This is a genomic window from Pseudomonas sp. PAGU 2196 (assembly GCF_022179005.1).
GTDB classification, from domain to species: Bacteria; Pseudomonadota; Gammaproteobacteria; order Pseudomonadales; family Pseudomonadaceae; genus Aquipseudomonas; species Aquipseudomonas kermanshahensis.
In genome coordinates this window covers 1-23,305 of sequence record NZ_BNTL01000018.1, presented here as the reverse complement: position 1 = coordinate 23,305, position 23,305 = coordinate 1, and the positions used below count along the sequence as shown (strand labels likewise).

The window sequence follows — 23,305 nt, the reverse complement described above, 5'->3', positions numbered from 1 at the left end:
CTAAGTTTTTGACTTTACTAGTGGCTGTTTTCGAATTTCAGACGTCCGAACACTGACCATTCAGTCGGAATGATGTCGAGCACGCCCCACAGGGCGCCGATATGACTAGGGAAGTTGCTATTGCATGTGGCGTGAAACCAAGATTCTTCTGATCGATGACGACAGCGCCCGCCGCCGCGATCTGGCGGTGGTCCTGAATTTTCTAGGCGAAGAAAACCTCGCGTGCTCGAGCCAGGACTGGCAGCAGGCGGTGGAGTCGTTGTCTTCGAGTCGGGAAGTGCTGTGCGTGCTTGTCGGTGCCGTGAATGCTCCGGGCAATCTCCTTGGGCTCGTTAAGACAGTGGCCGGGTGGGATGAGTTCCTTCCGGTGCTGCTTTTAGGTGAAATTTCTTCTGCAGAGTTGCCGGAAGAGCTTCGCCGTCGAGTCCTCTCCAACCTCGAAATGCCGCCGAGCTACAGCCAGTTGCTCGATTCGCTGCACCGTGCCCAGGTCTATCGCGAGATGTACGACCAGGCACGCGAGCGCGGGCGCCAGCGCGAGCCGAACCTGTTCCGCAGCCTGGTCGGCACCAGCCGCGCCATCCAGCATGTGCGGCAGATGATGCAGCAAGTGGCGGACACCGATGCCAGCGTGTTGATCCTCGGCGAGTCAGGCACCGGCAAAGAGGTGGTGGCGCGCAACCTGCACTACCACTCCAAGCGCCGCGATGCGCCGTTCGTGCCGGTCAACTGCGGCGCGATCCCGGCCGAGCTGCTGGAAAGCGAACTGTTCGGCCACGAGAAGGGCGCCTTTACCGGTGCCATCACCAGCCGTGCCGGGCGTTTCGAGCTGGCCAACGGCGGCACCCTGTTCCTCGACGAGATCGGCGATATGCCGCTGCCGATGCAGGTCAAGCTGCTGCGCGTGTTGCAGGAGCGCACCTTCGAGCGCGTGGGCAGCAACAAGACCCAGAGCATCGACGTGCGCATCATCGCCGCGACCCACAAAAACCTCGAAAGCATGATCGAGGATGGGACGTTCCGCGAAGACCTGTACTACCGCCTGAACGTCTTCCCCATCGAGATGGCGCCCCTGCGTGAGCGGGTGGAAGACATCCCGCTGTTGATGAACGAGCTGATCTCGCGCATGGAGCACGAGAAGCGCGGTTCGATTCGGTTCAACTCTGCTTCGATCATGTCGCTGTGTCGGCATGGCTGGCCGGGCAACGTGCGCGAGCTGGCCAACCTGGTCGAGCGCATGGCGATCATGCACCCGTACGGGGTGATCGGCGTGTCCGAACTGCCGAAAAAATTCCGCTACGTCGATGATGAAGACGAGCAGATGGTCGACCACCTGCGCAGTGATCTCGAAGAGCGCGTGGCCATCAACGGCCATGCACCGAACTTCGCCAACCCCGCGATGCTGCCGCCCGAAGGCCTTGATCTCAAGGACTACCTGGGCAGCCTGGAGCAGGGCCTGATCCAGCAGGCGCTGGACGATGCCAACGGTATCGTTGCACGCGCGGCTGAACGTTTGCGTATCCGCCGTACCACGCTGGTCGAGAAGATGCGCAAGTACGGCATGAGCCGTCAGGGTGGCGAGGAACAGGCGGAGGATTGACCCCCTTTGCGCCTGTTTCAGGCAGTCGGTAAACCCGTGTAGGAGCAGCCTTGTGCTGCGAAGAGGCCGGTGGCAGCACAGAAAGGCTCTGTGCATGCGCCGGCCTCTTCGCAGCACAAGGCTGCCCCTACACAGGTCGCACAGGTCGCGCAATACGCATCGCAGTGCGGTAAAACCCCATCTTCGGCACGGCTATTGCTACACCGCTGGCACCACACCGTTTTTATGACGGTCAGCCACGCGAGAGAGCACGATGCCCCAGGCCGCCCACGTTTCCCGAGCCCCCGTTCTGCAGGGGCATACCCCGGTCGAGCAGGAAAGCCGACAGGGTGTCGAGCAGGCTTTTGCCTTGTTCAATCAGGTCTCCAGCCAGCTAAGCCAATCCTACAGCCTGCTCGAAGCCCGCGTCAGCGAGCTCAAGGGCGAGCTGGCCGTGGTCAGCGCCCAGCGCATGGACGAACTGAACGAAAAGGAACGCCTGGCCAATCGCCTGCAGAACCTACTGGACTTGTTGCCCGGTGGGGTGATCGTGATCGATGGCCAGGGCAGGGTGCGTGAAGCCAACCCCGCCGCCTGCGAACTGCTCGGCGAGCCGCTGATCGGTGAGCTGTGGCGCCAGGTCATTGCCCGCAGCTTTGCCCCGCGCAAGGATGACGGCCACGAAGTGTCGCTGCGCGACGGCCGCCGCTTGTCCATCGCTACCCGCTCGCTGGATGCCGAACCCGGCCAACTGGTGCTGCTCAACGACCTGACTGAAACCCGTCGCCTGCAAGACCAGTTGGCGCGCCATGAGCGCTTGTCGTCGCTGGGGCGCATGGTCGCCTCGTTGGCCCATCAGATTCGCACGCCACTGTCGGCGGCCATGCTCTACGCCAGCCACCTGGCCGACAGCGAGCAAGACCTGAGCGCCGAAACCCGCCAGCGCTTCGCCGGTACCTTGAAGGAACGCCTGCACGAGCTGGAGCACCAGGTGCGCGACATGCTGGTGTTCGCCCGCGGCGAGCTGCCGCTGGGTGATCGTGTGACCCCGAAAGCACTGTTCCAGGCCCTGCAGCAGGCGGCGCAGTCGCACGTGCAAGGGCATGCCGTGCGTTGGCAGTGCGACAGCCACCTGGGCGAGCTGCTGTGCAACCGCGATACCCTGGTTGGCGCCTTGCTCAACCTGATTGAGAACGCCCTGCAAGCCAGCGAAGAACCGGCCCGGCTCAAGGTGCACGTGTTCCGTCGTGAGCAGGTGTTGCACCTGTGCGTGAGCGATGCCGGCAGCGGTATCGACGCCGATTTGCTGGGCCGCCTGGGCGAGCCGTTCTTGACCACCAAGGCCACCGGCACCGGGCTGGGCCTGGCCGTGGTCAAGGCCGTGGTGCGGGCGCACCAGGGCACCCTCAGCCTGCGCTCGAAGGTTGGGCGCGGCACCTGCGTGCGGGTCGAGCTGCCGCTGATCGATGGGCAACTGGCGGAGGCGGGCTGATGGCGATCAAGGTGCTGCTGGTCGAGGATGACCGCGTATTGCGCCAGGCGCTTGGCGACACCCTGGAAATCGGCGGCTTCGACTACCGGGCCGTGGGCAGTGCCGAAGAGGCGCTGGAAGCGGTGCTGGCCGAGGCGTTCAGCCTGGTGGTCAGTGATGTGAACATGCCCGGCATGGATGGGCATCAGCTGCTGGCGCAGTTGCGTCGCCAGCAGCCACAACTGCCGGTGCTGCTGATGACGGCGCATGCCGCAGTCGAGCGTGCCGTGGAGGCGATGCGCCAAGGCGCTGCCGATTACCTGGTCAAGCCCTTCGAACCCAAGGCGCTGTTGAGCCTGGTTGAGCGCCACGCCGCAGGCCGTGTCAGTGCAGCGGAAGAGGAAGGGCCGGTGGCCTGCGAGCCGGCCAGCCGGCAGTTGCTCGAACTGGCTGCGCGGGTAGCGCGCAGTGACTCGACCGTGTTGATCTCTGGCGAGTCGGGTACCGGCAAGGAGGTGCTGGCGCGCTACATTCACCAGCAGTCCCCGCGGGCGGCGGAGCCCTTTGTGGCGATCAACTGCGCGGCCATCCCCGACAACATGCTCGAGGCCACGCTGTTCGGCCACGAGAAAGGCGCCTTCACCGGCGCCATCGCGGCCCAGGCCGGCAAGTTCGAGCAGGCGGAGGGCGGTACCTTGCTGCTCGACGAGATTTCCGAGATGCCGCTGGCCTTGCAGGCCAAGCTGTTACGGGTGCTGCAGGAGCGCGAGGTGGAGCGGGTAGGTGGGCGTAAGCCGATCAGCCTGGACATCCGCGTGCTGGCCACCACCAACCGCGACCTGGCAGGCGAAGTGGCGGCTGGCCGCTTCCGTGAAGACCTGTATTACCGGCTGTCGGTGTTCCCCCTGGCCTGGTGTGCGCTGCGCGAGCGCAAGGGCGATATCCTGCCGCTGGCCGAGCGTTTGCTGGCACGCCATGTCAGCAAGATGAAGCACGCACCCGTGCGCCTGTCTGCCGATGCGCGGGCCTGCCTGCAGGCGCATGCCTGGCCCGGCAACGTGCGCGAACTGGACAACGCCTTGCAGCGCGCTTTGATCCTGCAGCAGGGTGGGGTGATCGAAGCGGCGGATTTCTGTCTGGCGGGCGCCATTCCATTGTCGGCCGGCGCGGCGCCGTCAGTGGCAGCCGTGGTTGCCGAAGCCAGTGGCCTGGGCGATGACCTGCGCCGCCATGAGTACCAGACCATCATCGACACCTTGCGCGCCGAACGCGGCCGCCGCAAGGAAGCCGCCGAGCGCCTGGGCATCAGCCCACGCACCCTGCGTTACAAGCTGGCGCAGATGCGCGATGCCGGGTTCGACGTCGAGGCCAGCCTCTTCGGCTGATGCATCGCACCCACAGGCACCCGCTAAATCAACAGGTTATGGGTTTTTCTGTAGGCGCTGGCTTGCCTGCGATGGGCTGCGAAGCAGCCCCTGGATTTCAGCTCCACAGCAAACATCACCAAGCCTGCTTTGCAGGGATCGCGCTAAACCAAATGGACAGGGTGGCAAGGCTGGCACCTTTGTTGCTTTACACGAGCTATCCGCCGCATGAGTGTCAAAAAAATGCGGCCGCCGGAGAGAGAAGGTCATGAGCCAAGGTGTTGAATTCAATCGTCTGATGCTGGACATGCGCGCGATGCAGGCTGATGCCATGTCGCTGCCCAAGGTGTCCGCTGCCCCCGAACTGGCCCCGGGCCAGAGCAGCTTTGCCGACATGCTCGGCCAGGCCATCGGCAAGGTGCATGAGACGCAGCAGGCTTCCACCCAGCTGGCCAACGCCTTCGAAATTGGCAAGACCGGCGTCGACTTGACCGATGTGATGGTCGCCTCGCAAAAGGCCAGCGTCTCGATGCAGGCACTCACCCAGGTACGCAACAAGCTGGTCCAGGCGTATCAAGACATCATGCAGATGCCGGTTTGAGGACGGACGTAACCCATGGCTGAAGCAGTCGTCGATAACGCCCCCGCCAAGAGCGGCCAGCCAGCGGCCAAACCGCCGCTGTTCGGCATGGCGTTTCTGGAAAACATTTCGCAGATGCCCATGCTGCGTCAGGTCGGCCTCATGGTCGGGTTGGCGGCGAGCGTGGCGATCGGCTTCGCCGTGGTGCTGTGGTCGCAACAGCCGGACTATCGGCCGCTGTATGGCAGCCTGTCGGGCATGGACACCAAGCAGGTCATGGAAACCCTGGCTGCCGCAGACATTCCCTACAACGTCGAGCCCAATTCCGGCGCGCTGCTGGTCAAGGCCGACGACCTCTCCCGTGCGCGCCTGAAGCTGGCGGCCGCGGGCGTGGCGCCGAGCGATGGCAACGTCGGTTTCGAGCTGCTCGACAAGGAGCAGGGCCTGGGCACCAGCCAGTTCATGGAGGCCACTCGTTATCGCCGCAGCCTGGAAGGCGAACTGGCCCGTACCGTTTCCAGCCTGAACAACGTCAAGGCTGCACGCGTGCACCTGGCCATCCCAAAAAGTTCGGTGTTCGTGCGTGACGAACGCAAGCCCAGCGCCTCGGTATTGGTCGAGCTGTACCCAGGCCGTGGCCTGGAAGCCGGGCAGGTGATGGCGATCGTCAACCTGGTCGCCACCAGCGTGCCAGAGCTGGACAAGTCGCAAGTCACTGTCGTCGACCAGAAGGGCAACCTGCTTTCCGAACAGCTGCAGGACACCGCCCTGACCATGGCGGGCAAGCAGTTCGACTACAGCCGCCGCATGGAAAGCATGCTCACCCAGCGTGTGCACAATATCTTGCAGCCGGTGTTGGGTAACGATCGCTACAAGGCCGAAGTCTCCGCCGACCTGGATTTCAGTGCGGTCGAGTCGACCTCCGAGCAGTTCAACCCCGACCAGCCGGCGCTGCGCAGCGAACAGTCGGTGGACGAACAGCGCGCCAGCAGCCAGGGCCCGCAAGGCGTGCCCGGCGCGCTGAGCAACCAGCCACCGGGTGCTGCGTCCGCGCCGCAAACCACGGGTGCAGCCGCCACCCCGGCCGCCGCCATCCAACCCGGCCAGCCGCTGGTTGATGCCAACGGCCAGCAGATCATGGACCCGGCCACCGGTCAGCCGATGCTCGCGCCGTACCCGGCAGACAAGCGTCAGCAAAGCACCAAGAACTTCGAGCTGGACCGCTCCATCAGCCACACTCGTCAGCAGCAGGGCCGCATGACCCGCCTGTCGGTGGCGGTGGTGGTCGACGACCAGCTCAAGATCGACCCCACCAGTGGCGAGACCACGCGTGCCCCTTGGGGTGCCGAGGACCTGGCGCGCTTTACCCGCCTGGTGCAGGACGCGGTCGGCTTCGATGCCAGCCGTGGCGACAGCGTGACGGTGATCAACGTGCCGTTTGCCGCCGACCGCGGCGAAGAAATCGCCGACATCGCCTTCTATCAGCAGCCGTGGTTCTGGGACATCGTCAAGCAAGTGCTGGGCGTGGTGTTCATCCTGGTGTTGGTGTTCGGCGTGCTGCGCCCGGTGCTCAACAACATCACAGGGGGCGGCAAGCAGGCTGCCTCGGACAGCGACATGGAGCTGGGCGGCATGATCGGTCTGGATGGCGAACTGGCCAACGACCGCGTCAGTCTGGGTGGCCCGACAAGCATTCTGTTGCCAAGCCCGAGCGAGGGCTACGAGGCACAGCTCAACGCAATCAAAGGCCTGGTGGCCGAAGACCCGGGCCGCGTGGCCCAGGTCGTGAAAGACTGGATCAACGCCGATGAGTGATAACCGAGCCGTTACCGCCAAGCTGAGCCGCGTCGACAAAGCGGCGATCCTCCTGCTCTCGCTGGGTGAAACCGATGCTGCCCAGGTACTGCGGCACATGGGCCCCAAGGAAGTGCAGCGTGTGGGCGTGGCCATGGCGCAGATGGGCAACGTGCACCGCGACCAGGTCGAGCAGGTGATGAGCGAGTTCGTCGACATCGTCGGCGACCAGACCAGCCTGGGCGTGGGCTCTGACGGTTACATCCGCAAGATGCTCAACCAGGCCTTGGGCGAGGACAAGGCCAACGGCCTGATCGACCGCATCCTGCTGGGGGGCAACACCAGCGGCCTGGACAGCCTCAAGTGGATGGAGCCGCGTGCCGTGGCCGATGTGATCCGCTACGAGCACCCGCAGATCCAGGCCATCGTGGTCGCCTACCTGGACCCTGACCAGGCCGGTGAAGTGCTGAGCAACTTCGACCACAAGGTGCGCCTGGACATCATCCTGCGCGTGTCGTCGCTGAACACCGTGCAACCGGCGGCGCTGAAAGAGCTGAACCAGATCCTCGAGAAGCAGTTCTCGGGCAACTCCAATGCTGCGCGGACCACCTTGGGCGGTATCAAGCGTGCGGCCGACATCATGAACTTCCTCGACAGTTCGGTGGAAGGTGCGCTGATGGACTCGATCCGCGAAGTCGACAACGACCTCTCGGAGCAGATCGAAGACCTCATGTTCGTCTTCAACAACCTGGCCGATGTCGACGACCGTGGCATCCAGGCGCTGCTGCGCGAGGTGTCTTCGGACGTGCTGGTGGTGTCGCTCAAAGGCGCCGACGAGCGGGTCAAGGACAAGATCTTCAAGAACATGTCCAAACGTGCGTCGGAACTGCTGCGCGACGACCTGGAGGCCAAAGGGCCGGTTCGGGTCAGCGACGTGGAAACGGCGCAGAAAGAAATCCTCACCATCGCCCGACGCATGGCCGAGGCCGGCGAGATCGTGCTCGGCGGCAAGGGTGCTGAGGAAATGATCTAACGTTGCCGGATTCTGCCGACTGGCGCAGCCCACTGTGGGAGCGGGCTTGCCCGCGAATGCGCCAGATCGGGTGATGAGGTTGTCCCTGCCGACGCATTCGCGGGCAAGCCCGCTCCCACAGGGATCGCGTTGGCTGAACGTGGTTTGAGAACATCACAGCATGTCCAGCAAAGAACATCACCCCAGCGACCTGATCCGCGCCCGCGACCTCGAGGGCGTCGATGTCTGGGCACTGCCCAGCTTCGACCCGGAACCCGAGCCGCAACCCGAGCCCGAGCCGGAACCCGAAGTCATCGAGGAAGAAGTCGAGGAAGTGCCGCTGGAAGAAGTCCAGCCGCTGACCCTCGAAGAACTCGAAGCCATTCGCCAGGACGCCTACAACGAGGGCTTTGCCACCGGCGAGCGCGAGGGCTTTCACAGCACCCAGCTGAAGGTTCGCCAAGAGGCTGAGCAGGCCCTGGCGGCCAAGGTCGGCAGCCTCGAGCGGCTGATGGTCAACCTGATGGCGCCCATTGCCGAGCAAGACACGCAGATCGAGAAAACCCTGGTGCACCTGGTCGCGCACATGACCCGCCAGGTGATCGGCCGCGAGCTGCGCAGCGATTCCAGCCAGATTACCCACGTGCTGCGCGAAGCCCTCAAGCTGCTGCCAATGGGCGCCGACAACATCCGCATTCACCTCAACCCCCAGGACTTCGAACTGGCCAAGGCCTTGCGCGAGCGCCACGAAGAAAACTGGCGGCTGCTCGAAGACGAAGCCTTGCTGCCGGGTGGCTGCCGCATCGAGACCGCTCACAGCCGTATCGACGCCAGCATGGAAACGCGCATCGAGAAGGCCGTGGCGCAGCTGTTCGACCAGCTTCACGACCACTCCTTGCACCCCGCGCCGGCCGATGTGTCGATCGACCTGGACCGCCCCGATGCGCCTTGACCGCACCAGTTTCGGCAAACGCCTGGGCAGTTACGCCGAGGCGATCGAGCTGCCGGTGCAGCCAATCGTCGAAGGCCGCCTGCTGCGCATGGTTGGCCTCACCCTCGAAGCCGAAGGCCTGCGCGCCGCAGTGGGTAGCCGCTGCCTGGTGATCAACGACGACAGCTACCACCCGGTGCAGGTCGAGGCCGAAGTCATGGGCTTTGCCGGGTCCAAGGTATTCCTCATGCCGGTTGGCAGCATCGTCGGCATCGCCCCCGGTGCGCGGGTGGTACCGCTGGACGACGGCGGCCGCTTGCCCATGGGCATGAGCATGCTCGGGCGGGTGCTGGATGGCGCCGGGCGCGCCCTCGATGGCAAAGGCGGCATGAAGGCTGAAGACTGGGTGCCGATGGATGGCCCGGTGATCAACCCGCTCAACCGCGACCCCATCAGCGTGCCGCTGGACGTGGGCATCCGCAGCATCAACGGCCTGCTCACCGTCGGCCGTGGCCAGCGCCTGGGCCTGTTCGCCGGTACCGGTGTGGGTAAGTCGGTGTTGCTGGGCATGATGACGCGCTTCACCGAAGCCGAGATCATCGTCGTTGGGCTGATCGGTGAGCGGGGCCGCGAGGTGAAGGAATTCATCGAGCACATCCTTGGTGAAGAAGGCCTCAAGCGCTCGGTGGTGGTCGCCTCGCCCGCCGATGACGCGCCGCTGATGCGCCTGCGCGCGGCCATGTATTGCACGCGCATTGCCGAATACTTCCGCGACAAGGGCAAGAATGTCCTGTTGCTGATGGATTCGCTGACCCGTTTTGCCCAGGCTCAGCGTGAGATCGCCTTGGCGATCGGCGAGCCGCCGGCCACCCGGGGTTACCCGCCGTCGGTGTTCGCCAAGCTGCCGAAGCTGGTGGAGCGGGCGGGCAATGGCGAGCCTGGTGGCGGCTCGATCACTGCGTTCTACACGGTATTGTCGGAGGGCGACGACCAGCAGGACCCGATCGCCGACTCGGCGCGGGGGGTGCTCGACGGCCACTTCGTGTTGTCCCGGCGCTTGGCCGAAGAAGGCCACTACCCCGCGATCGACATCGAAGCGTCGATCAGCCGGGTAATGCCCCAAGTGGTCGATGCTGATCATCTGCGCCAGGCGCAAAAATTCAAGCAGTTGTGGTCGCGCCTGTCGCAGAGCCGCGACCTGATCAGCGTCGGTGCCTATGTGGCCGGTGGCGACCCGGAGACCGACCTGGCGATCGCCTTGCAGTCCCGCTTGGTGGACTTTCTGCGTCAAGGCCTGGACGAGAACGTCGGCATGGCGCAGAGCCGCGATCAGTTGGGGGCGATTTTCACGCCTCCGGCGGGCGGTTGATAGGCCATGGCACTGCCCGGACGAGCCGCGCGCCTGGCGCCGGTGGTGGACATGGCCGAAGAGGCCGAGCGCAAGGCCGCCCAGCGCCTTGGGCATTTTCAGCAACTGGTGACTCAGGCGCAGGTCAAGTTGGCTGAGCTGGAGCGTTTTCGCGAGGACTACCAGCTGCAGTGGATCAACCGCGGCGGGCAGGGCGTCAATGGCAGCTGGCTGGTCAATTACCAGCGTTTTCTCGGGCAGCTGGAAACAGCCATGACCCAGCAGCGCCAGAGCCTGACCTGGCACCAGAACAACCTGAACAACGCCCGCGGCACCTGGCAGCAGGCCTATGCCCGGGTCGAGGGGTTGCGCAAGTTGGTACAGCGTTACCTGGATGAAGCGCGGCGCGCCGAAGACAAGCGCGAGCAGCGCTTGCTGGATGAGCTGTCGCAGCGCTTGCCCAGACAAAGTCACCCCTGATTTTTAATCGCCGGCGCGCGTCGCTGAGAGGGATCTGTTGGCCGTCTCGCTTGCACTCCCACCCCAGGCTGCTAAACCTTAAAGGGTTGCATCCGCCATCATCGAAGGAATCGCTAGCATGGCAGTCGAGACTGATTTTTCGCAGGACGGGAAAAAGCTGACGATCAAGGTCAAGGGTCGTTTCGATTTCGGCAAGCATCAGGAGTTTCGCGAAGCCTACGAGCGCCAGCCGGGTCGACCGGACTCGGTGGTCGTCGACCTGAAAGACACCACCTACCTCGATAGCTCTGCGCTCGGCATGTTGTTGCTGCTGCGCGATCACGCAGGCGGCGACGATTCGGACGTGCGTGTGGTGCATGCCAGCTCCGATGTGCGCAAGATCCTCGCCATCTCCAATTTCGAAAAACTGTTCGATATCAGTTGAGCCGCGTGATGGCTGCCGAACAGGCGTTGACCGTGCTGATCGCCGAAGACGGGGCCGCCGACCGCCTGTTGCTGGCGCAAATCGTCCGGCGCCAGGGGCATCAGGTGTTCACCGCAGAAAACGGCGAGCAGGCGGTGGCGCTGTTTGTCGAGCGGCGCCCGCAACTGGTGCTGCTCGATGCGCTGATGCCGGTGATGGATGGTTTCGAAGCGGCCCGGCAGATCAAGGCCCTGGCCGGCGAAGCGTTGGTGCCGATCATCTTCCTCACCTCGTTGAACGAGGAGGATGCCCTGGTGCGCTGCCTGGAGGCCGGCGGCGATGACTTCATGGCCAAGCCCTACAGCGCGGTGATCCTCGCCGCCAAGATACGCGCCATGGGCCGCCTGCGCAGGCTGCAGGCCACCGTGCTGGCCCAGCGCGACGAGATCACCCGCCACCATCACCACCTGCTCAACGAGCAGCGGGTGGCCAAGGCGGTATTCGACAAGGTGGCCCATGCGGGCTGCTTGGCTGCACCCAATATTCGCTACCTGCAATCGCCCTATGCGCTGTTCAACGGTGACCTGCTGCTGGCCGCGTTCACGCCCTCGGGGGACATGCAGGTGCTGCTGGGGGATTTCACCGGTCACGGCCTGCCCGCCGCGGTCGGCGCCATGCCCCTGGCTGAAGTGTTCTACGGCATGACAGCCAAGGGGTATGGCCTGGCGCAAACCCTGCGCGAAATGAACGCCAAGCTTAAACGCATCCTGCCGGTGGACATGTTTTGCTGTGCTGTGATGCTCAACCTGAGCGTGCAGCGTGGCTCGGTGGAGGTGTGGAACGGCGGCATGCCAGACGGCTATCGCTTGTCTGCAGGCGGCGAGGTGCTGTCGGCGCTGGCTTCGCGCCATTTGCCGCTGGGTATTCTTGCCCCTGAGCGCTTCGACGACAGCACTGAAGTGCTGCCGCTGGCAGCGGGTGAGCGCTTGCTGCTGTTGTCAGACGGCGTGCTGGACACGGCCGATGACCAGGAACGCTTGTTTGGCGTCGAGCGCTTGCAAGGGGTGCTGGCTGACAACCGAGACCCGGCCCACTTGTTTGATGAGGTGATGCAGGCCCTGGAGCGTTTCGGCGGGCAGCCTCGGGACGACATCAGCCTATGCGATATCCGCATGTTCGCGGCCGATGAGCGGGTGCCGGCGCCGATGATCTACGCTGAACGCGGTCGCCCCAGTCCGCTGGATTGGTCGCTTGGGTTCGAGCTGCGCGGCGAAAGCCTGAAGCAGTCCAACCCGGTGCCGTACTTGGTGCAGCTGTTGCAGGAAATTCACCCGCTGCGCGCGCGCACCGGCAATCTGCACAGTGTGCTCAGTGAGCTGTTCTCCAATGCCTTGGAGCATGGGGTGTTGGGCCTGGATTCGCAGCTCAAGCGCGATGTGCAGGGCTTTGCCGATTATTACCGGGAGCGAGCCCAGCGCTTGGCGGCATTGGCTGACGGCTTTGTGCGCATTGACTTGAAGGTTGAACCCCGCGCCGATGGCGGGCGTCTGATGATCGAGGTGCGTGACAGCGGCGCAGGGTTCGATGTGCAGCGGGTGCTGTCGCAGCCGCCCTCGGAGCAGGGCCTGAGTGGCCGTGGCCTGCAGCTGGTAACGCGGCTGGGCAGTAATGCGCAATGGTGCGAAGGCGGCCGCTGCGCCCGGGTAGAGTTTGTATGGTGAGCCCGCCTGTGACCCTGGGGCTGGCTCGGGCATAATCTGGCTTGATCAAGGAGTGAACAAGTGACTGAGATTCATATCGACCACAAGGTGCTCAACGACCTGCGTGAGGTCATGGAGGATGGATACCTGCATCTGGTGCAGACATTCCTGGATGACTCCGAGCGGCGCTTGAGCGAGTTGCACGCTGCCAAAAACGCCGATGAGCTGGGTTCAGCGGCCCATAGCTTCAAGGGCAGCAGCAGCAACATGGGGGCTGTCGCGCTGGCTGGCCTGTGCCAGCAACTGGAAGACCGTGTGCGCCAGCCACCGCTGTATGGCATCGAGGACCTGATCAACCGTATCGACCTGGAATATGTAGAGGTTCGGCGCTTCTACCGCGGTGAGGAGCACCGTATCTCAGCAGGCTGATGCGCGACTTGGCGCGAGTCTTGCTTTTCTTTGCCCGGATGACTTTTCAGTTTCTGGCGCGGAGACCGCTCAATGCCTGTCGCACCCAATCCTTTGTTGCAAGCAAACGCTGTTGGCAAGTCGTCGCGAGCGACCAGCTCGATGGTGGACAAGCCCTCGCAGGCGCTGGGTGACGCGGGCGGTGGCTTCGACCAGGTCATGGCCAAGCAGAAAGCGTTTGGGCAGGACGACAAGGTCGCCCAGGCCAAGCCCAAGGACAAGCCAGAAGTGGCACACGGCGGCAAGAAAGATGCTGCCGACAAGCCATCGGTTGCCGATGACGGCAACAAATTGCCAGCCGACGATCAGGCCTCAGACCCCGCTGACACGGGGCTGCGAGACGCCAGCCTGGTGGCCGGCCAGGTCACCGATGCGCAGCCCGGCGCGCAACTGATTCAAGCCCAGGCTGAGGCCGTGGCGCCCGTGCTTCAGGCTGCCACTGCACAGTCGCAAGCCAACGTAGCGCTGACGGAGGAGCCTGCCGCCGAAGAGGCGTTCGACCCCGACGCCGACCCCTTGGCCAACCTGCCAACCTTGCGCCTGGCGCTGGAGCAGAGCGCCCAGGCCAAAGGGACCACCTCGGCACACGCCGTGGACCCCTCGCAGGCTCAGGGTGATGAAGGCCGAGGAGCCGTCAATACCTTGGCGAATCTGGTCGATACCGCTGAGGGTGAGGCGGGCGAGCCAGGCGACAAGGCCTTCGGTGCACTGCTTGAAGAGGGCCTGAAGGACACCAAGAGCGCCAGCAGCGACACGCGCGTCGACGATTTCGCCGATCGCTTGGCCAGCCTGACCCAGGCGGCCACGGCGAAAACCGCCAATGCCGTGCCGGCGAATGCCAGCCCCTTGCACCAACCCTTGCCGATGAACCAGAACGCCTGGACCGAAGGCCTGGTGAATCGGGTCATGTACCTGTCCAGCCAGAACCTCAAGTCGGCAGACATCCAGCTGGAGCCCGCCGAGTTGGGGCGGCTGGACATTCGCGTCAATGTAGCGGCGGATCAGTCGACCCAGGTGACCTTCATCAGCGGCCACGCCGGTGTGCGTGATGCCCTCGACAGCCAGGTGCACCGCTTGCGCGAGCTGTTTACCCAGCAGGGCCTGGCACAGCCAGACGTCAACGTTGCTGACCAGTCACGCGGGCAACAGCATCAGCAGGCGCAGGAACAGGGCAGCAATCTGTCGGGCGTCGCGGCGCGGCAACAGGCTGGGCAGGGCGGCTCCGAACAGGTCGATAGCAGCAGGCCGGTTGAGCAGCAGGTGGTGATTGGCGACAGTGCGGTTGATTATTACGCCTGATCCGCGGTGGGCTGTGCGGGCTTCTTCGCGGGCAAGCCCGCTCCCACAGGTGTTGTGCTGGCTTTTAGGGCAGTGAGTTACTTGTGGGAGCGGGCTTGCCCGCGAAGAGGCCGGCACCGGTAAACCTGGATAAACCCCTTGGCTCCACCAAATCTGGCATAACACTTGCTCAAGCCACGTCATCCTCCTTTGAACCCCCGATGGACGACGGATTATTGGCATGGCGAAAACCGAAGCAGTAAAAGACCCCGCCACAAAAGGCAAACTCAAGCTGATCCTGCTGTTGGTGCTGGGCCTGGTGCTGGCGATCGGCCTTTCGGTGGGCGCTACCTGGTTCATCATGCACAAGAGCGAGTCCGCGCCGGCCACCGACCCGGCCGCCGCCAACGTCAAGCCTGTGGCCATCTACGAAGCCCTCACCCCGGCCTTCGTGGTCAACTTCAACCAGAACGGCCGCCAGCGCTACATGCAACTGAGCATCACCCTGCAAGCGCGCAACCAGGCTGACCTGGATGCCCTCAAGGTGCACATGCCGGTGATTCGCAACAACCTGGTGATGATGTTCTCTGGGCAGGGCTTCGACACCCTGGCCGGCAGCCCGGTAGGGCAAGAGATGCTGCGCCAGAAAGCCACCGCCGTGGTGCAGGAAGTCGCCCAGAAGGAAGTCGGCAAGCCGGTCATCGACCAATTGCTGTTCACCAATTTCGTATTGCAGTAGGAGTCCGCAATGGCCGTACAGGACCTGCTGTCCCAGGATGAAATCGATGCGCTGTTGCACGGTGTCGACGATGGTCTGGTGCAGACCGAAAGCGCTTCCGAGCCAGGCAGTATCAAAAGCTACGACCTGACCAGCCAGGATCGTATCGTCCGCGGTCGCATGCCGACCCTGGAAATGATCAACGAACGCTTCGCCCGCTACACCCGCATCAGCATGTTCAACCTGCTGCGCCGCTCGGCGGACGTGGCGGTGGGTGGCGTGCAGGTGATGAAGTTCGGCGAGTACGTGCATTCGCTGTATGTGCCGACCAGCCTCAACCTGGTCAAGATCAAGCCACTGCGCGGCACCTCGCTGTTCATCCTCGACGCCAAGCTGGTGTTCAAGCTAGTGGACAACTTCTTTGGCGGTGACGGCCGTCACGCCAAGATCGAAGGCCGCGAGTTCACCCCGACCGAGTTGCGCGTGGTGCGCATGGTCCTCGACCAATGCTTCGTCGACCTCAAGGAAGCCTGGCAAGCCATCATGCCGGTCAACTTCGAGTACATGAACTCCGAGGTCAACCCGGCCATGGCCAACATCGTCGGCCCCAGCGAGGCGGTGGTCGTGTCGACCTTCCACATCGAGCTGGACGGCGGTGGCGGCGACCTGCACGTGACCATGCCGTACTCGATGATCGAGCCGGTGCGCGAGATGCTCGATGCGGGCTTCCAGTCCGACCTGGACGACCAGGACGAGCGCTGGGTCAAGGCCCTGCGCGAAGACGTGCTGGACGTGGCCGTGCCACTGACCGCCACGGTTGCCCGCCGCCAGCTGAAGCTGCGCGACATCCTGCACATGCAGCCTGGCGATGTGATCCCGGTGGAGCTGCCCGAGCACTTGGTGCTGCGCGCCAACGGCGTGCCCTCGTTCAAGGCGCGGCTGGGTTCGCACAAGGGCAATCTGGCCCTGCAGATCATCGACCCGATCGAACGCCGCTGACGGCGTGCCGGTCGCTCACTACGAATTGAATGCCTGTCGAGGAAATCATGGCTAACGAAAACGAGATCACGTCCGCGGAAGACCAGGCCCTGGCCGACGAATGGGCGGCGGCGCTGGAGGAAACCGGTGATGCCGGCCAGGCCGATATCGACGCGCTGCTGGGCGGCGACACCGGTAACAGCGGCGCTGGCCGCCTGCCGATGGAAGAGTTCGCCAGCTCGCCGCGGCCGAACGAGAACGTCAGCCTCGAAGGCCCTAACCTGGACGTGATCCTGGACATTCCGGTGAACATTTCCATGGAAGTGGGTAGCACCGAGATCAACATCCGCAACCTGCTGCAGCTCAACCAGGGGTCGGTGATCGAACTCGACCGCCTGGCCGGCGAGCCGCTCGATGTGCTGGTCAACGGCACGCTGATCGCCCATGGCGAAGTGGTGGTGGTCAACGAGAAGTTCGGCATTCGCCTGACCGACGTGATCAGCCCCAGCGAACGTATCAAGAAGCTGCGCTGAGTGAAGGGCACGATGCGCGCCGGCGCTGCTTTTGCCGGGCTGCTCGCCAGCCAGTGGGCCTGCGCGGCGGCCAGCCCTGCGGCAACCACCGCTGCCGCGCCTGGCAGCCTGGGTGGGCAACTGGCGCAGATGGTCTTTGGCCTGCTGTTGGTGGTGGGCCTGATCTTCTTCCTGGCCTGGATGTTGCGCCGCATGCAAGGCGCAGCGGTCAAAGGTGGCCAGGTGATCGAGATCGTCGGCAGCCGGGCCATCGGCCCGCGTGACCGCCTGTTGCTGGTGCAAGTCGGCAAGGAGCAGATCCTGATCGGCCACACCCCAGGCAGTATCGAGGCCCTGCATGTGCTGGCCGAACCCGTCGAAGTGCCCGCGGCTGCCCGTCAGGCAGCGCCGGAGTTTGCCCAGCGGCTGATGGAGCTGATGGGCAAGGACCAAAAGGACAAGAAGTGATGACCGGCGTGCTGCGCATGATGTTGACCCTGGCGCTGCTGCTGGCCGCGCCATTGGCCCTGGCCGCCGACCCGCTGTCGATCCCGGCCATCACCCTGTCCAATGGGGCAGACGGGCAGCAGGAGTATTCGGTCAGCCTGCAGATCCTGCTGATCATGACGGCGCTGAGCTTTATCCCGGCGTTCGTCATCCTGATGACCAGCTTCACCCGCATCATCATTGTGTTCTCGATTTTGCGCCAGGCCCTGGGCCTGCAGCAGACGCCTTCGAACCAGATTCTGACCGGTATGGCGCTGTTTTTGACCATGTTCATCATGGCGCCGGTGTTCGACCGGGTGAACCAGGATGCGCTGCAGCCCTACCTGAAAGAGCAGATGACTGCCCAGCAGGCCATCGACAAGGCCCAGGGGCCGCTCAAGGACTTCATGCTGGCGCAGACCCGGCAGAGCGACCTGGACTTGTTCATGCGCCTGTCCAAGCGCACTGACATTGCTGGCCCTGACCAGGTGCCACTAACCATCCTGGTGCCGGCCTTCGTCACGTCCGAGCTGAAGACCGCGTTCCAGATCGGCTTCATGATCTTCATCCCGTTCCTGATCATCGACATGGTGGTCGCCAGCGTGCTGATGGCCATGGGTATGATGATGCTGTCGCCGCTGATCATTTCGCTGCCGTTCAAGATCATGCTGTTCGTCCTGGTCGATGGCTGGGCGCTGATCATGGGCACATTGGCCAGTAGTTTCGGCGGCGTTTGACGCCGTCAAGGAGAGCCACGCATGACCCCTGAAGTTGCTGTCGACCTGTTCCGCGATGCACTTTGGCTGACCACGCTGATGGTCGGCATCCTGGTGGTGCCGAGCCTGTTGGTGGGTCTGATGGTGGCGATGTTCCAGGCCGCCACGCAGATCAACGAGCAGACCCTGAGCTTCCTGCCGCGTCTGCTGGTAATGCTGGTCACGCTGATCGTCGCGGGGCCTTGGCTGGTGCAGAAGTTCATGGAATACATCACCACGCTATACACCAGCATCCCGCAGCTGATCGGTTGACACGGCCATGCTGGAGCTGACCAACGCACAGATCGGCACCTGGGTCGCCACCTTCATCCTGCCGTTGTTCCGGGTGACGGCAGTGCTGATGACGATGCCGATCTTCGGCACGCGCATGCTGCCGGCGCGGGTGCGCCTGTACGTGGCGGTGGCCATCACCGTGGTGATCGTCCCGGCGCTGCCGCCGTTGCCCGAGTTCGAGCCGTTGAGCTTGCAGGGCCTGCTGCTGTGTGGCGAGCAGATCATCGTCGGGGCGTTGTTCGGGTTCTCGTTGCAGCTGCTGTTCCAGGCCTTCGTCATCGCTGGCCAGATTGTCGCGGTGCAGATGGGCATGGCCTTCGCCTCGATGGTCGACCCGGCCAACGGCGTCAACGTCACGGTGATCAGCCAGTTCATGACCATGCTGGTCAGTGTGCTGTTCCTGTTGATGAACGGGCACCTGGTGGTCTTCGAAGTGCTGACCGAAAGCTTCACCACCTTGCCGGTGGGCAATGCGCTGATGGTCAGCCAGTTCTGGGAAATGGCCGGGCGCCTGGGTTGGGTGTTCGGTGCCGGGCTGTTGCTGATCTTGCCGGTGATTGCCGCGTTGCTGGTGGTGAACATCGCCTTTGGCGTGATGACGCGGGCGGCGCCACAGCTGAACATCTTCTCCATTGGCTTCCCGCTGACGCTGGTCATGGGCATGGGGATTTTCTGGGTCGGCCTGGCCGATATGCTTTCCCACTACCAGGCATTGGCCAGCGACGCGCTGCAATGGCTGCGTGATCTGGCAAGGGCGCGCTGAGCATGGCTGAAAGCGAGAGTGGTCAGGACAAGACAGAAGACCCCACCGACAAGCGCAAGCGCGATTCGCGTGAAAAAGGTGAGATCGCCCGCTCCAAGGAGCTGAACACGGTGGCGGTGACCCTGGCAGGTGCTGGCGGCCTGCTGATGTTCGGCGGCCACTTGGCCGAGACGCTGCTGAGCGTGATGCGCATGAACTTCAGCCTGACCCGCGACATGATCGTCGACGAGCGCGCCATGGGCGCGTTTTTGCTGGCCTCGGGCAAGATGGCGATCTGGGCGGTGCAACCCGTACTGATTCTGTTGTTCGTGATCTCGTTCGTTGCCCCGATCGCGTTGGGTGGCTTCTTGTTTTCCGGCAGCCTGCTGCAGCCCAAATTCAGCCGCATGAACCCGCTGTCAGGGATCAAGCGCATGTTCTCGATGCATGCCTTGACCGAGTTGCTGAAGGCCCTGGCCAAGTTTTTCGCGATCCTGATCGTGGCGGTGGTGGTGCTGGTCAGCGACCGTCAGGCGTTGCTGTCGATTGCCAATGAGCCGTTGGAACAGGCGATCATTCACAGTGTCCAGGTGGTGGGGTGGAGTGCGCTGTGGATGTCGGCGGGGCTGCTGCTGATCGCGGCGGCGGACGTGCCGTTCCAGCTGTGGCAGACGCACAAGAAAATGAAGATGACCAAGCAGGAAGTGCGTGATGAGTACAAGGACTCGGAGGGCAAGCCTGAGGTCAAGCAGCGTATTCGCCAGCTGCAGCGCGAGGTGTCGCAGCGGCGCATGATGGCGGCGGTGCCGCAGGCGGACGTGATCATCACCAACCCCACGCACTATGCCGTGGCCCTGCAGTACGACCCGGAGAAGGGCGGGGCAGCGCCCTTGCTGCTGGCCAAGGGTACCGATTTCATGGCGTTGAAGATTCGCGAGATTGGTGTCGAGCACAAGATCCAGATCCTTGAATCGCCAGCCCTGGCGCGGGCGATCTATTACTCCACCGAGCTTGAGCATGAGATCCCTGCGGGATTGTACCTGGCGGTGGCGCAGGTGTTGGCGTATGTGTTCCAGATTCGTCAGTACCGGTCGGGCAAGGGCAAGCGGCCGGAGCCGTTGAAGGATGACCTGCCGATTCCGCCGGATTTGCGGCGTGATGGCTGATAGGTGCTTGGCGATGGTCGTTCAGCGCCTGTGAGATCGAGCGCCGCGCGGGCGGCGCTCGATCTCAAACCCACCAAAAACCCCAAGGCAAACACCCAAATAGCAAAGTTGGAAGGCTTCTTGCAGAGCCACGCCCAGGCGCCCCCTGGGCGTCAAAGTTTTGCATCAAGAGGACTCGCGGTGGATCGCACTCAGTTAATCAACAACGCACGCCACAACCTGGCCGGTCTCGGCCGGGGCAACCTGGGTGTGCCGCTGTTGCTGCTGGTGATGTTGGCAATGATGATGTTGCCGATACCGCCGTTCCTGCTCGACGTGTTCTTCACCTTCAACATCGCGCTGTCGATCGTGGTGCTGCTGGTCTGCGTCTACGCCCTGCGCCCACTCGACTTCGCCGCATTCCCCACCATCCTGCTGGTGGCGACGCTGCTGCGCCTGGCCCTGAACGTTGCCTCCACCCGTGTGGTCATGCTCCACGGCCAGGAGGGCCATGGCGCTGCGGGCAAGGTGATCCAGGCCTTCGGTGAAGTGGTCATCGGCGGCAACTACGTGGTCGGTGCGGTGGTGTTCGCCATCCTCATGATCATCAACTTCGTGGTGGTGACCAAGGGTGCCGGGCGTATTTCCGAGGTAAGCGCGCGCTTCACCCTCGATGCCATGCCCGGCAAACAGATGGCCATCGACGCCGACCTCAACGCCGGCTTGATCGACCAGGCCCAGGCCAAGGCCCGCCGCTCCGAGGTCGCGCAGGAGGCCGAGTTCTACGGCTCGATGGACGGTGCCAGCAAGTTCGTGCGCGGCGACGCCATCGCCGGCCTGCTGATCCTGTTCATCAACCTCATCGGCGGCATGCTCATCGGCATGCTCCAGCACGGCATGCCGTTCAGCGAAGCCGGCAAGGTGTACGCCTTGTTGACCATCGGTGACGGTTTGGTGGCGCAATTGCCATCACTGCTGCTGTCCACCGCTGCGGCCATCATGGTCACCCGGGCTTCGGGCTCGGAAGACATGGGCAAGCTGATCAACCGGCAGATGTTCGACTCTCCCAAGGCCTTGGCGGTCTCTGGTGCGCTGATGATCATCATGGGCCTGGTGCCGGGCATGCCGCATGTGGCCTTCCTTAGCCTTGGCCTGATGGCCGGTGGCGGCGCTTACCTGGTGTGGAAGAAACAGCAGCAGGTGAAGGTCAAGGCCCAGGAAGAGGCGCAGCGCCAGCAGGACCTGCTGCCCTCGCCACAGCGTGCGCTGGAAACCAAGGAGCTGGGCTGGGACGACGTCACCCCGATCGACATGATCGGCCTTGAGGTCGGCTACCGCTTGATCCCGCTGGTCGACCGCAACCAGGGCGGCCAGTTGCTGGCGCGGATCAAGGGCGTGCGCAAGAAGCTGTCCCAAGACCTGGGTTTCCTCATGCCCACCGTGCACATTCGCGACAACCTCGACCTGCAGCCCAGTGCCTACCGCCTCACGTTGATGGGGGTGATCCTGGCTGAAGCGGAGATTTACCCGGACCGCGAACTGGCGATCAACCCGGGCCAGGTGTTTGGCACCCTCAACGGCATTGCCGCACGCGACCCGGCCTTTGGCCTGGAAGCGGTGTGGATCGACGTCGGCCAGCGCTCCCAGGCGCAGTCGCTGGGCTATACCGTGGTCGATGCCAGTACGGTGGTGGCCACGCACCTCAACCAGATCCTGCAAAAGCATTGTCACGAGCTGATCGGCCATGAGGAAGTGCAGCAATTGCTGCAAGTGTTGTCCAAGGCTTCGCCTAAACTGGCAGAAGAATTGGTGCCGGGTGTCATTTCCTTGTCGGGGCTGCTGAAGGTCCTGCAGGCATTGCTGTCCGAGCAAGTGCCGGTGCGCGATATCCGCAGCATCGCCGAGGCCATCGCCAACAACGCGGGCAAGAGTCAAGATACCGCCGCGCTGGTGGCCGTGGTGCGCGTCGGATTGTGTCGCGCCATCGTGCAAAGCATTGTCGGCGTTGAGTCTGAGCTGCCGGTGATCACCCTTGAACCTAGGTTGGAACAGATTTTGCTCAATAGTCTGCAAAGGGCCGGGCAGGGTCAGGAAGACGGTGTTCTTCTGGAACCGAGCATGGCCGAAAAGCTGCAGCGTTCGCTGATTGACGCGGCCCAGCGCCAAGAGATGCAAGGCCAGCCGGCCATTCTCCTGGTCGCCGGCCCGATCCGCGCCATGCTGTCGCGCTTCGGTCGCCTGGCTGTACCGAATTTGCATGTTCTGGCGTATCAGGAAATACCTGACAACAAGCAAGTCACCATCGTTGCCACCGTGGGCCCTAACGGCTGAGGTAGTGGATAATGCAAGTTAAGCGATTTTTCGCCGCCGATATGCGTCAGGCCATGAAGCTGGTCCGGGATGAGCTTGGCTCCGATGCCGCCATCATCGGTAACCGCCGCATCGCCGGTGGTGTCGAATTGACGGCCGCGCTGGACTACAAATTGTCCGCCCTGGCCCCGCGCGTACCCAACGCCGAGCTTGAAGAAGAGCTGCGCAAGACCCACACGCGCATTGCCACGGCCCAGGCTGAACTGGGCCAGCGCAGCGACACCAGCGACAACAACCGCCAATTGTTCGCCGGCCAGTCGCTGACGGCCTCCGAGCCGCTGGTCGAGCCCCACGTAGACGCCCCGGCACCTGCCGCTGCGCCGACCCCGGCGCCGGTCGACCCGCGCCTGTTCGATGCCATGCGCTCGGAGCTTTCGGGCCTGCGCGAGCTGCTGGAAGTGCAGCTCGGCTCGCTGGCCTGGAGCCAGCTGCAAGGCAGCAAGCCGCAGCAGGCCAACCTCTGGCGCCGCCTGCAGCGCATCGGCCTGTCCGGCCCGATTGCCCGTGAACTGCTCGACCTCACGACTGAGATCGAAGAGCCACGCCAGGCCTGGCGCATGCTGCTGGCGCACCTGGCGCGTATGATCGAAATCCCCGAGGTGGAGCCGATTGAAGAGGGCGGTGTGATCGCCATGGTCGGCCCGGCCGGCATGGGCAAGACCACCACCCTGGCCAAGCTGGCTGCGCGCTACGTGCTCAAGTACGGCGCCCCGCAGTTGGCGCTGGTGAGCATGGACAGCTTCCGCATCGGGGCCCAGGAGCAGCTCAAGACCCTGGGGCGCATCCTCAATGTGCCGGTGACCTACGTCGACCCGGGCCAGTCCCTGGCCCAGGCGCTGGAACCGCTGCTGCGTAAACGCGTGGTGCTGATCGATACCGCTGGCCTGCAGGCCAGCG

23 protein-coding genes are annotated in these 23,305 nt (G+C 63.7%); all 23 read left to right on the top strand.

Annotation, left to right across the window (positions count from 1 at the left end):
• Nucleotides 1-124: 124 nt before the first annotated feature.
• Entirely contained in the window at nucleotides 125-1,600 is a 1,476-nt protein-coding gene (gene fleQ, locus MFF34_RS16890) for a transcriptional regulator FleQ (protein WP_099428640.1), read from the top strand.
• Nucleotides 1,601-1,853: 253 nt separating this feature from the next.
• Nucleotides 1,854-3,071, top strand: a complete 1,218-nt coding sequence (locus MFF34_RS16885) for a PAS domain-containing sensor histidine kinase (RefSeq protein WP_238215390.1) — start codon at nucleotides 1,854-1,856, stop codon at nucleotides 3,069-3,071.
• Complete coding sequence (locus MFF34_RS16880) at nucleotides 3,071-4,435, top strand: sigma-54 dependent transcriptional regulator (protein ID WP_027593034.1); 1,365 nt, start codon at nucleotides 3,071-3,073, stop codon at nucleotides 4,433-4,435. The genes MFF34_RS16885 and MFF34_RS16880 overlap by 1 nt, the downstream gene beginning before the upstream one ends.
• A gap of 247 nt (nucleotides 4,436-4,682) precedes the next feature.
• A complete protein-coding gene (gene fliE / locus MFF34_RS16875) occupies nucleotides 4,683-5,015 on the top strand; it encodes a flagellar hook-basal body complex protein FliE (RefSeq protein ID WP_027593033.1) in 333 nt (110 codons plus the stop codon).
• A 15-nt stretch (nucleotides 5,016-5,030) separates the two neighbouring features.
• Nucleotides 5,031-6,809, top strand: coding sequence for a flagellar basal-body MS-ring/collar protein FliF (gene fliF, locus MFF34_RS16870; protein WP_238215376.1), 1,779 nt, complete (start codon nucleotides 5,031-5,033; stop codon nucleotides 6,807-6,809).
• The gene (fliG, locus tag MFF34_RS16865; protein ID WP_027593031.1) at nucleotides 6,802-7,821 is read left to right on the top strand and encodes a flagellar motor switch protein FliG; all 1,020 of its coding nucleotides are present in this window, start codon (nucleotides 6,802-6,804) and stop codon (nucleotides 7,819-7,821) included. The genes fliF and fliG overlap by 8 nt, the downstream gene beginning before the upstream one ends.
• A 160-nt stretch (nucleotides 7,822-7,981) precedes the next feature.
• The gene (gene fliH, locus MFF34_RS16860; RefSeq protein WP_085272502.1) at nucleotides 7,982-8,752 is read left to right on the top strand and encodes a flagellar assembly protein FliH; all 771 of its coding nucleotides are present in this window, start codon (nucleotides 7,982-7,984) and stop codon (nucleotides 8,750-8,752) included.
• Nucleotides 8,742-10,100, top strand: a complete 1,359-nt coding sequence (fliI, locus tag MFF34_RS16855; RefSeq protein ID WP_085272503.1) for a flagellar protein export ATPase FliI — start codon at nucleotides 8,742-8,744, stop codon at nucleotides 10,098-10,100. The genes fliH and fliI overlap by 11 nt, the downstream gene beginning before the upstream one ends.
• A gap of 6 nt (nucleotides 10,101-10,106) precedes the next feature.
• On the top strand, nucleotides 10,107-10,559 hold the full coding sequence (fliJ, locus tag MFF34_RS16850; protein ID WP_186679647.1) for a flagellar export protein FliJ: 453 nt from the start codon (nucleotides 10,107-10,109) through the stop codon (nucleotides 10,557-10,559).
• Nucleotides 10,560-10,677: 118 nt separating this feature from the next.
• On the top strand, nucleotides 10,678-10,983 hold the full coding sequence (locus tag MFF34_RS16845) for an STAS domain-containing protein (protein ID WP_099428642.1): 306 nt from the start codon (nucleotides 10,678-10,680) through the stop codon (nucleotides 10,981-10,983).
• Between the two features lie 8 nt (nucleotides 10,984-10,991).
• Nucleotides 10,992-12,683, top strand: a complete 1,692-nt coding sequence (locus MFF34_RS16840) for a fused response regulator/phosphatase (protein WP_238215373.1) — start codon at nucleotides 10,992-10,994, stop codon at nucleotides 12,681-12,683.
• A gap of 60 nt (nucleotides 12,684-12,743) precedes the next feature.
• Entirely contained in the window at nucleotides 12,744-13,091 is a 348-nt protein-coding gene (locus tag MFF34_RS16835; RefSeq protein ID WP_027593025.1) for an Hpt domain-containing protein, read from the top strand.
• A 72-nt stretch (nucleotides 13,092-13,163) separates the two neighbouring features.
• Nucleotides 13,164-14,429, top strand: a complete 1,266-nt coding sequence (locus MFF34_RS16830) for a flagellar hook-length control protein FliK (RefSeq protein ID WP_238215371.1) — start codon at nucleotides 13,164-13,166, stop codon at nucleotides 14,427-14,429.
• Nucleotides 14,430-14,649: 220 nt separating this feature from the next.
• Nucleotides 14,650-15,147: a flagellar basal body-associated protein FliL gene (gene fliL, locus MFF34_RS16825; protein WP_085272506.1), complete on the top strand. Its 498-nt coding sequence runs from the start codon at nucleotides 14,650-14,652 to the stop codon at nucleotides 15,145-15,147.
• 9 nt (nucleotides 15,148-15,156) lie between these two features.
• A complete protein-coding gene (fliM, locus tag MFF34_RS16820) occupies nucleotides 15,157-16,125 on the top strand; it encodes a flagellar motor switch protein FliM (protein ID WP_027593022.1) in 969 nt (322 codons plus the stop codon).
• 47 nt (nucleotides 16,126-16,172) lie between these two features.
• Complete coding sequence (gene fliN, locus MFF34_RS16815; RefSeq protein ID WP_186679658.1) at nucleotides 16,173-16,637, top strand: flagellar motor switch protein FliN; 465 nt, start codon at nucleotides 16,173-16,175, stop codon at nucleotides 16,635-16,637.
• 12 nt (nucleotides 16,638-16,649) lie between these two features.
• A complete protein-coding gene (gene fliO, locus MFF34_RS16810; RefSeq protein WP_099430875.1) occupies nucleotides 16,650-17,084 on the top strand; it encodes a flagellar biosynthetic protein FliO in 435 nt (144 codons plus the stop codon).
• Nucleotides 17,084-17,839 (top strand): flagellar type III secretion system pore protein FliP, encoded by a 756-nt coding sequence (gene fliP, locus MFF34_RS16805; RefSeq protein ID WP_238215369.1) that lies wholly within the window; start codon nucleotides 17,084-17,086, stop codon nucleotides 17,837-17,839. The genes fliO and fliP overlap by 1 nt, the downstream gene beginning before the upstream one ends.
• A gap of 21 nt (nucleotides 17,840-17,860) precedes the next feature.
• Complete coding sequence (gene fliQ / locus MFF34_RS16800) at nucleotides 17,861-18,130, top strand: flagellar biosynthesis protein FliQ (RefSeq protein ID WP_027593018.1); 270 nt, start codon at nucleotides 17,861-17,863, stop codon at nucleotides 18,128-18,130.
• 7 nt (nucleotides 18,131-18,137) lie between these two features.
• On the top strand, nucleotides 18,138-18,914 hold the full coding sequence (fliR, locus tag MFF34_RS16795; RefSeq protein ID WP_027593017.1) for a flagellar biosynthetic protein FliR: 777 nt from the start codon (nucleotides 18,138-18,140) through the stop codon (nucleotides 18,912-18,914).
• 2 nt (nucleotides 18,915-18,916) lie between these two features.
• On the top strand, nucleotides 18,917-20,059 hold the full coding sequence (gene flhB / locus MFF34_RS16790; protein ID WP_099428646.1) for a flagellar biosynthesis protein FlhB: 1,143 nt from the start codon (nucleotides 18,917-18,919) through the stop codon (nucleotides 20,057-20,059).
• A gap of 180 nt (nucleotides 20,060-20,239) precedes the next feature.
• On the top strand, nucleotides 20,240-22,369 hold the full coding sequence (gene flhA, locus MFF34_RS16785; RefSeq protein WP_027593015.1) for a flagellar biosynthesis protein FlhA: 2,130 nt from the start codon (nucleotides 20,240-20,242) through the stop codon (nucleotides 22,367-22,369).
• 11 nt (nucleotides 22,370-22,380) lie between these two features.
• On the top strand, nucleotides 22,381-23,305 hold a 925-nt coding region (flhF, locus tag MFF34_RS16780; protein WP_238215366.1), incomplete at its 3' end, for a flagellar biosynthesis protein FlhF.

Bases quoted from the DNA above. Each gene is read 5' to 3' on its own strand.
- fliR (WP_027593017.1), top strand. From the start codon at position 18,138: ATGCTGGAGCTGACCAACGCACAGATCGGCACCTGGGTCGCCACCTTC.
- fliG (WP_027593031.1), top strand. From the start codon at position 6,802: ATGAGTGATAACCGAGCCGTTACCGCCAAGCTGAGCCGCGTCGACAAA.
- MFF34_RS16880 (WP_027593034.1), top strand. From the start codon at position 3,071: ATGGCGATCAAGGTGCTGCTGGTCGAGGATGACCGCGTATTGCGCCAG.
- fliJ (WP_186679647.1), top strand. From the start codon at position 10,107: ATGGCACTGCCCGGACGAGCCGCGCGCCTGGCGCCGGTGGTGGACATG.
- fliE (WP_027593033.1), top strand. From the start codon at position 4,683: ATGAGCCAAGGTGTTGAATTCAATCGTCTGATGCTGGACATGCGCGCG.
- fliQ (WP_027593018.1), top strand. From the start codon at position 17,861: ATGACCCCTGAAGTTGCTGTCGACCTGTTCCGCGATGCACTTTGGCTG.
- fliO (WP_099430875.1), top strand. From the start codon at position 16,650: ATGCGCGCCGGCGCTGCTTTTGCCGGGCTGCTCGCCAGCCAGTGGGCC.
- MFF34_RS16885 (WP_238215390.1), top strand. From the start codon at position 1,854: ATGCCCCAGGCCGCCCACGTTTCCCGAGCCCCCGTTCTGCAGGGGCAT.
- fliF (WP_238215376.1), top strand. From the start codon at position 5,031: ATGGCTGAAGCAGTCGTCGATAACGCCCCCGCCAAGAGCGGCCAGCCA.
- fliN (WP_186679658.1), top strand. From the start codon at position 16,173: ATGGCTAACGAAAACGAGATCACGTCCGCGGAAGACCAGGCCCTGGCC.
- MFF34_RS16840 (WP_238215373.1), top strand. From the start codon at position 10,992: ATGGCTGCCGAACAGGCGTTGACCGTGCTGATCGCCGAAGACGGGGCC.
- fliL (WP_085272506.1), top strand. From the start codon at position 14,650: ATGGCGAAAACCGAAGCAGTAAAAGACCCCGCCACAAAAGGCAAACTC.
- fleQ (WP_099428640.1), top strand. From the start codon at position 125: ATGTGGCGTGAAACCAAGATTCTTCTGATCGATGACGACAGCGCCCGC.
- flhB (WP_099428646.1), top strand. From the start codon at position 18,917: ATGGCTGAAAGCGAGAGTGGTCAGGACAAGACAGAAGACCCCACCGAC.
- fliI (WP_085272503.1), top strand. From the start codon at position 8,742: ATGCGCCTTGACCGCACCAGTTTCGGCAAACGCCTGGGCAGTTACGCC.
- fliM (WP_027593022.1), top strand. From the start codon at position 15,157: ATGGCCGTACAGGACCTGCTGTCCCAGGATGAAATCGATGCGCTGTTG.
- fliH (WP_085272502.1), top strand. From the start codon at position 7,982: ATGTCCAGCAAAGAACATCACCCCAGCGACCTGATCCGCGCCCGCGAC.
- MFF34_RS16845 (WP_099428642.1), top strand. From the start codon at position 10,678: ATGGCAGTCGAGACTGATTTTTCGCAGGACGGGAAAAAGCTGACGATC.
- fliP (WP_238215369.1), top strand. From the start codon at position 17,084: ATGACCGGCGTGCTGCGCATGATGTTGACCCTGGCGCTGCTGCTGGCC.
- MFF34_RS16830 (WP_238215371.1), top strand. From the start codon at position 13,164: ATGCCTGTCGCACCCAATCCTTTGTTGCAAGCAAACGCTGTTGGCAAG.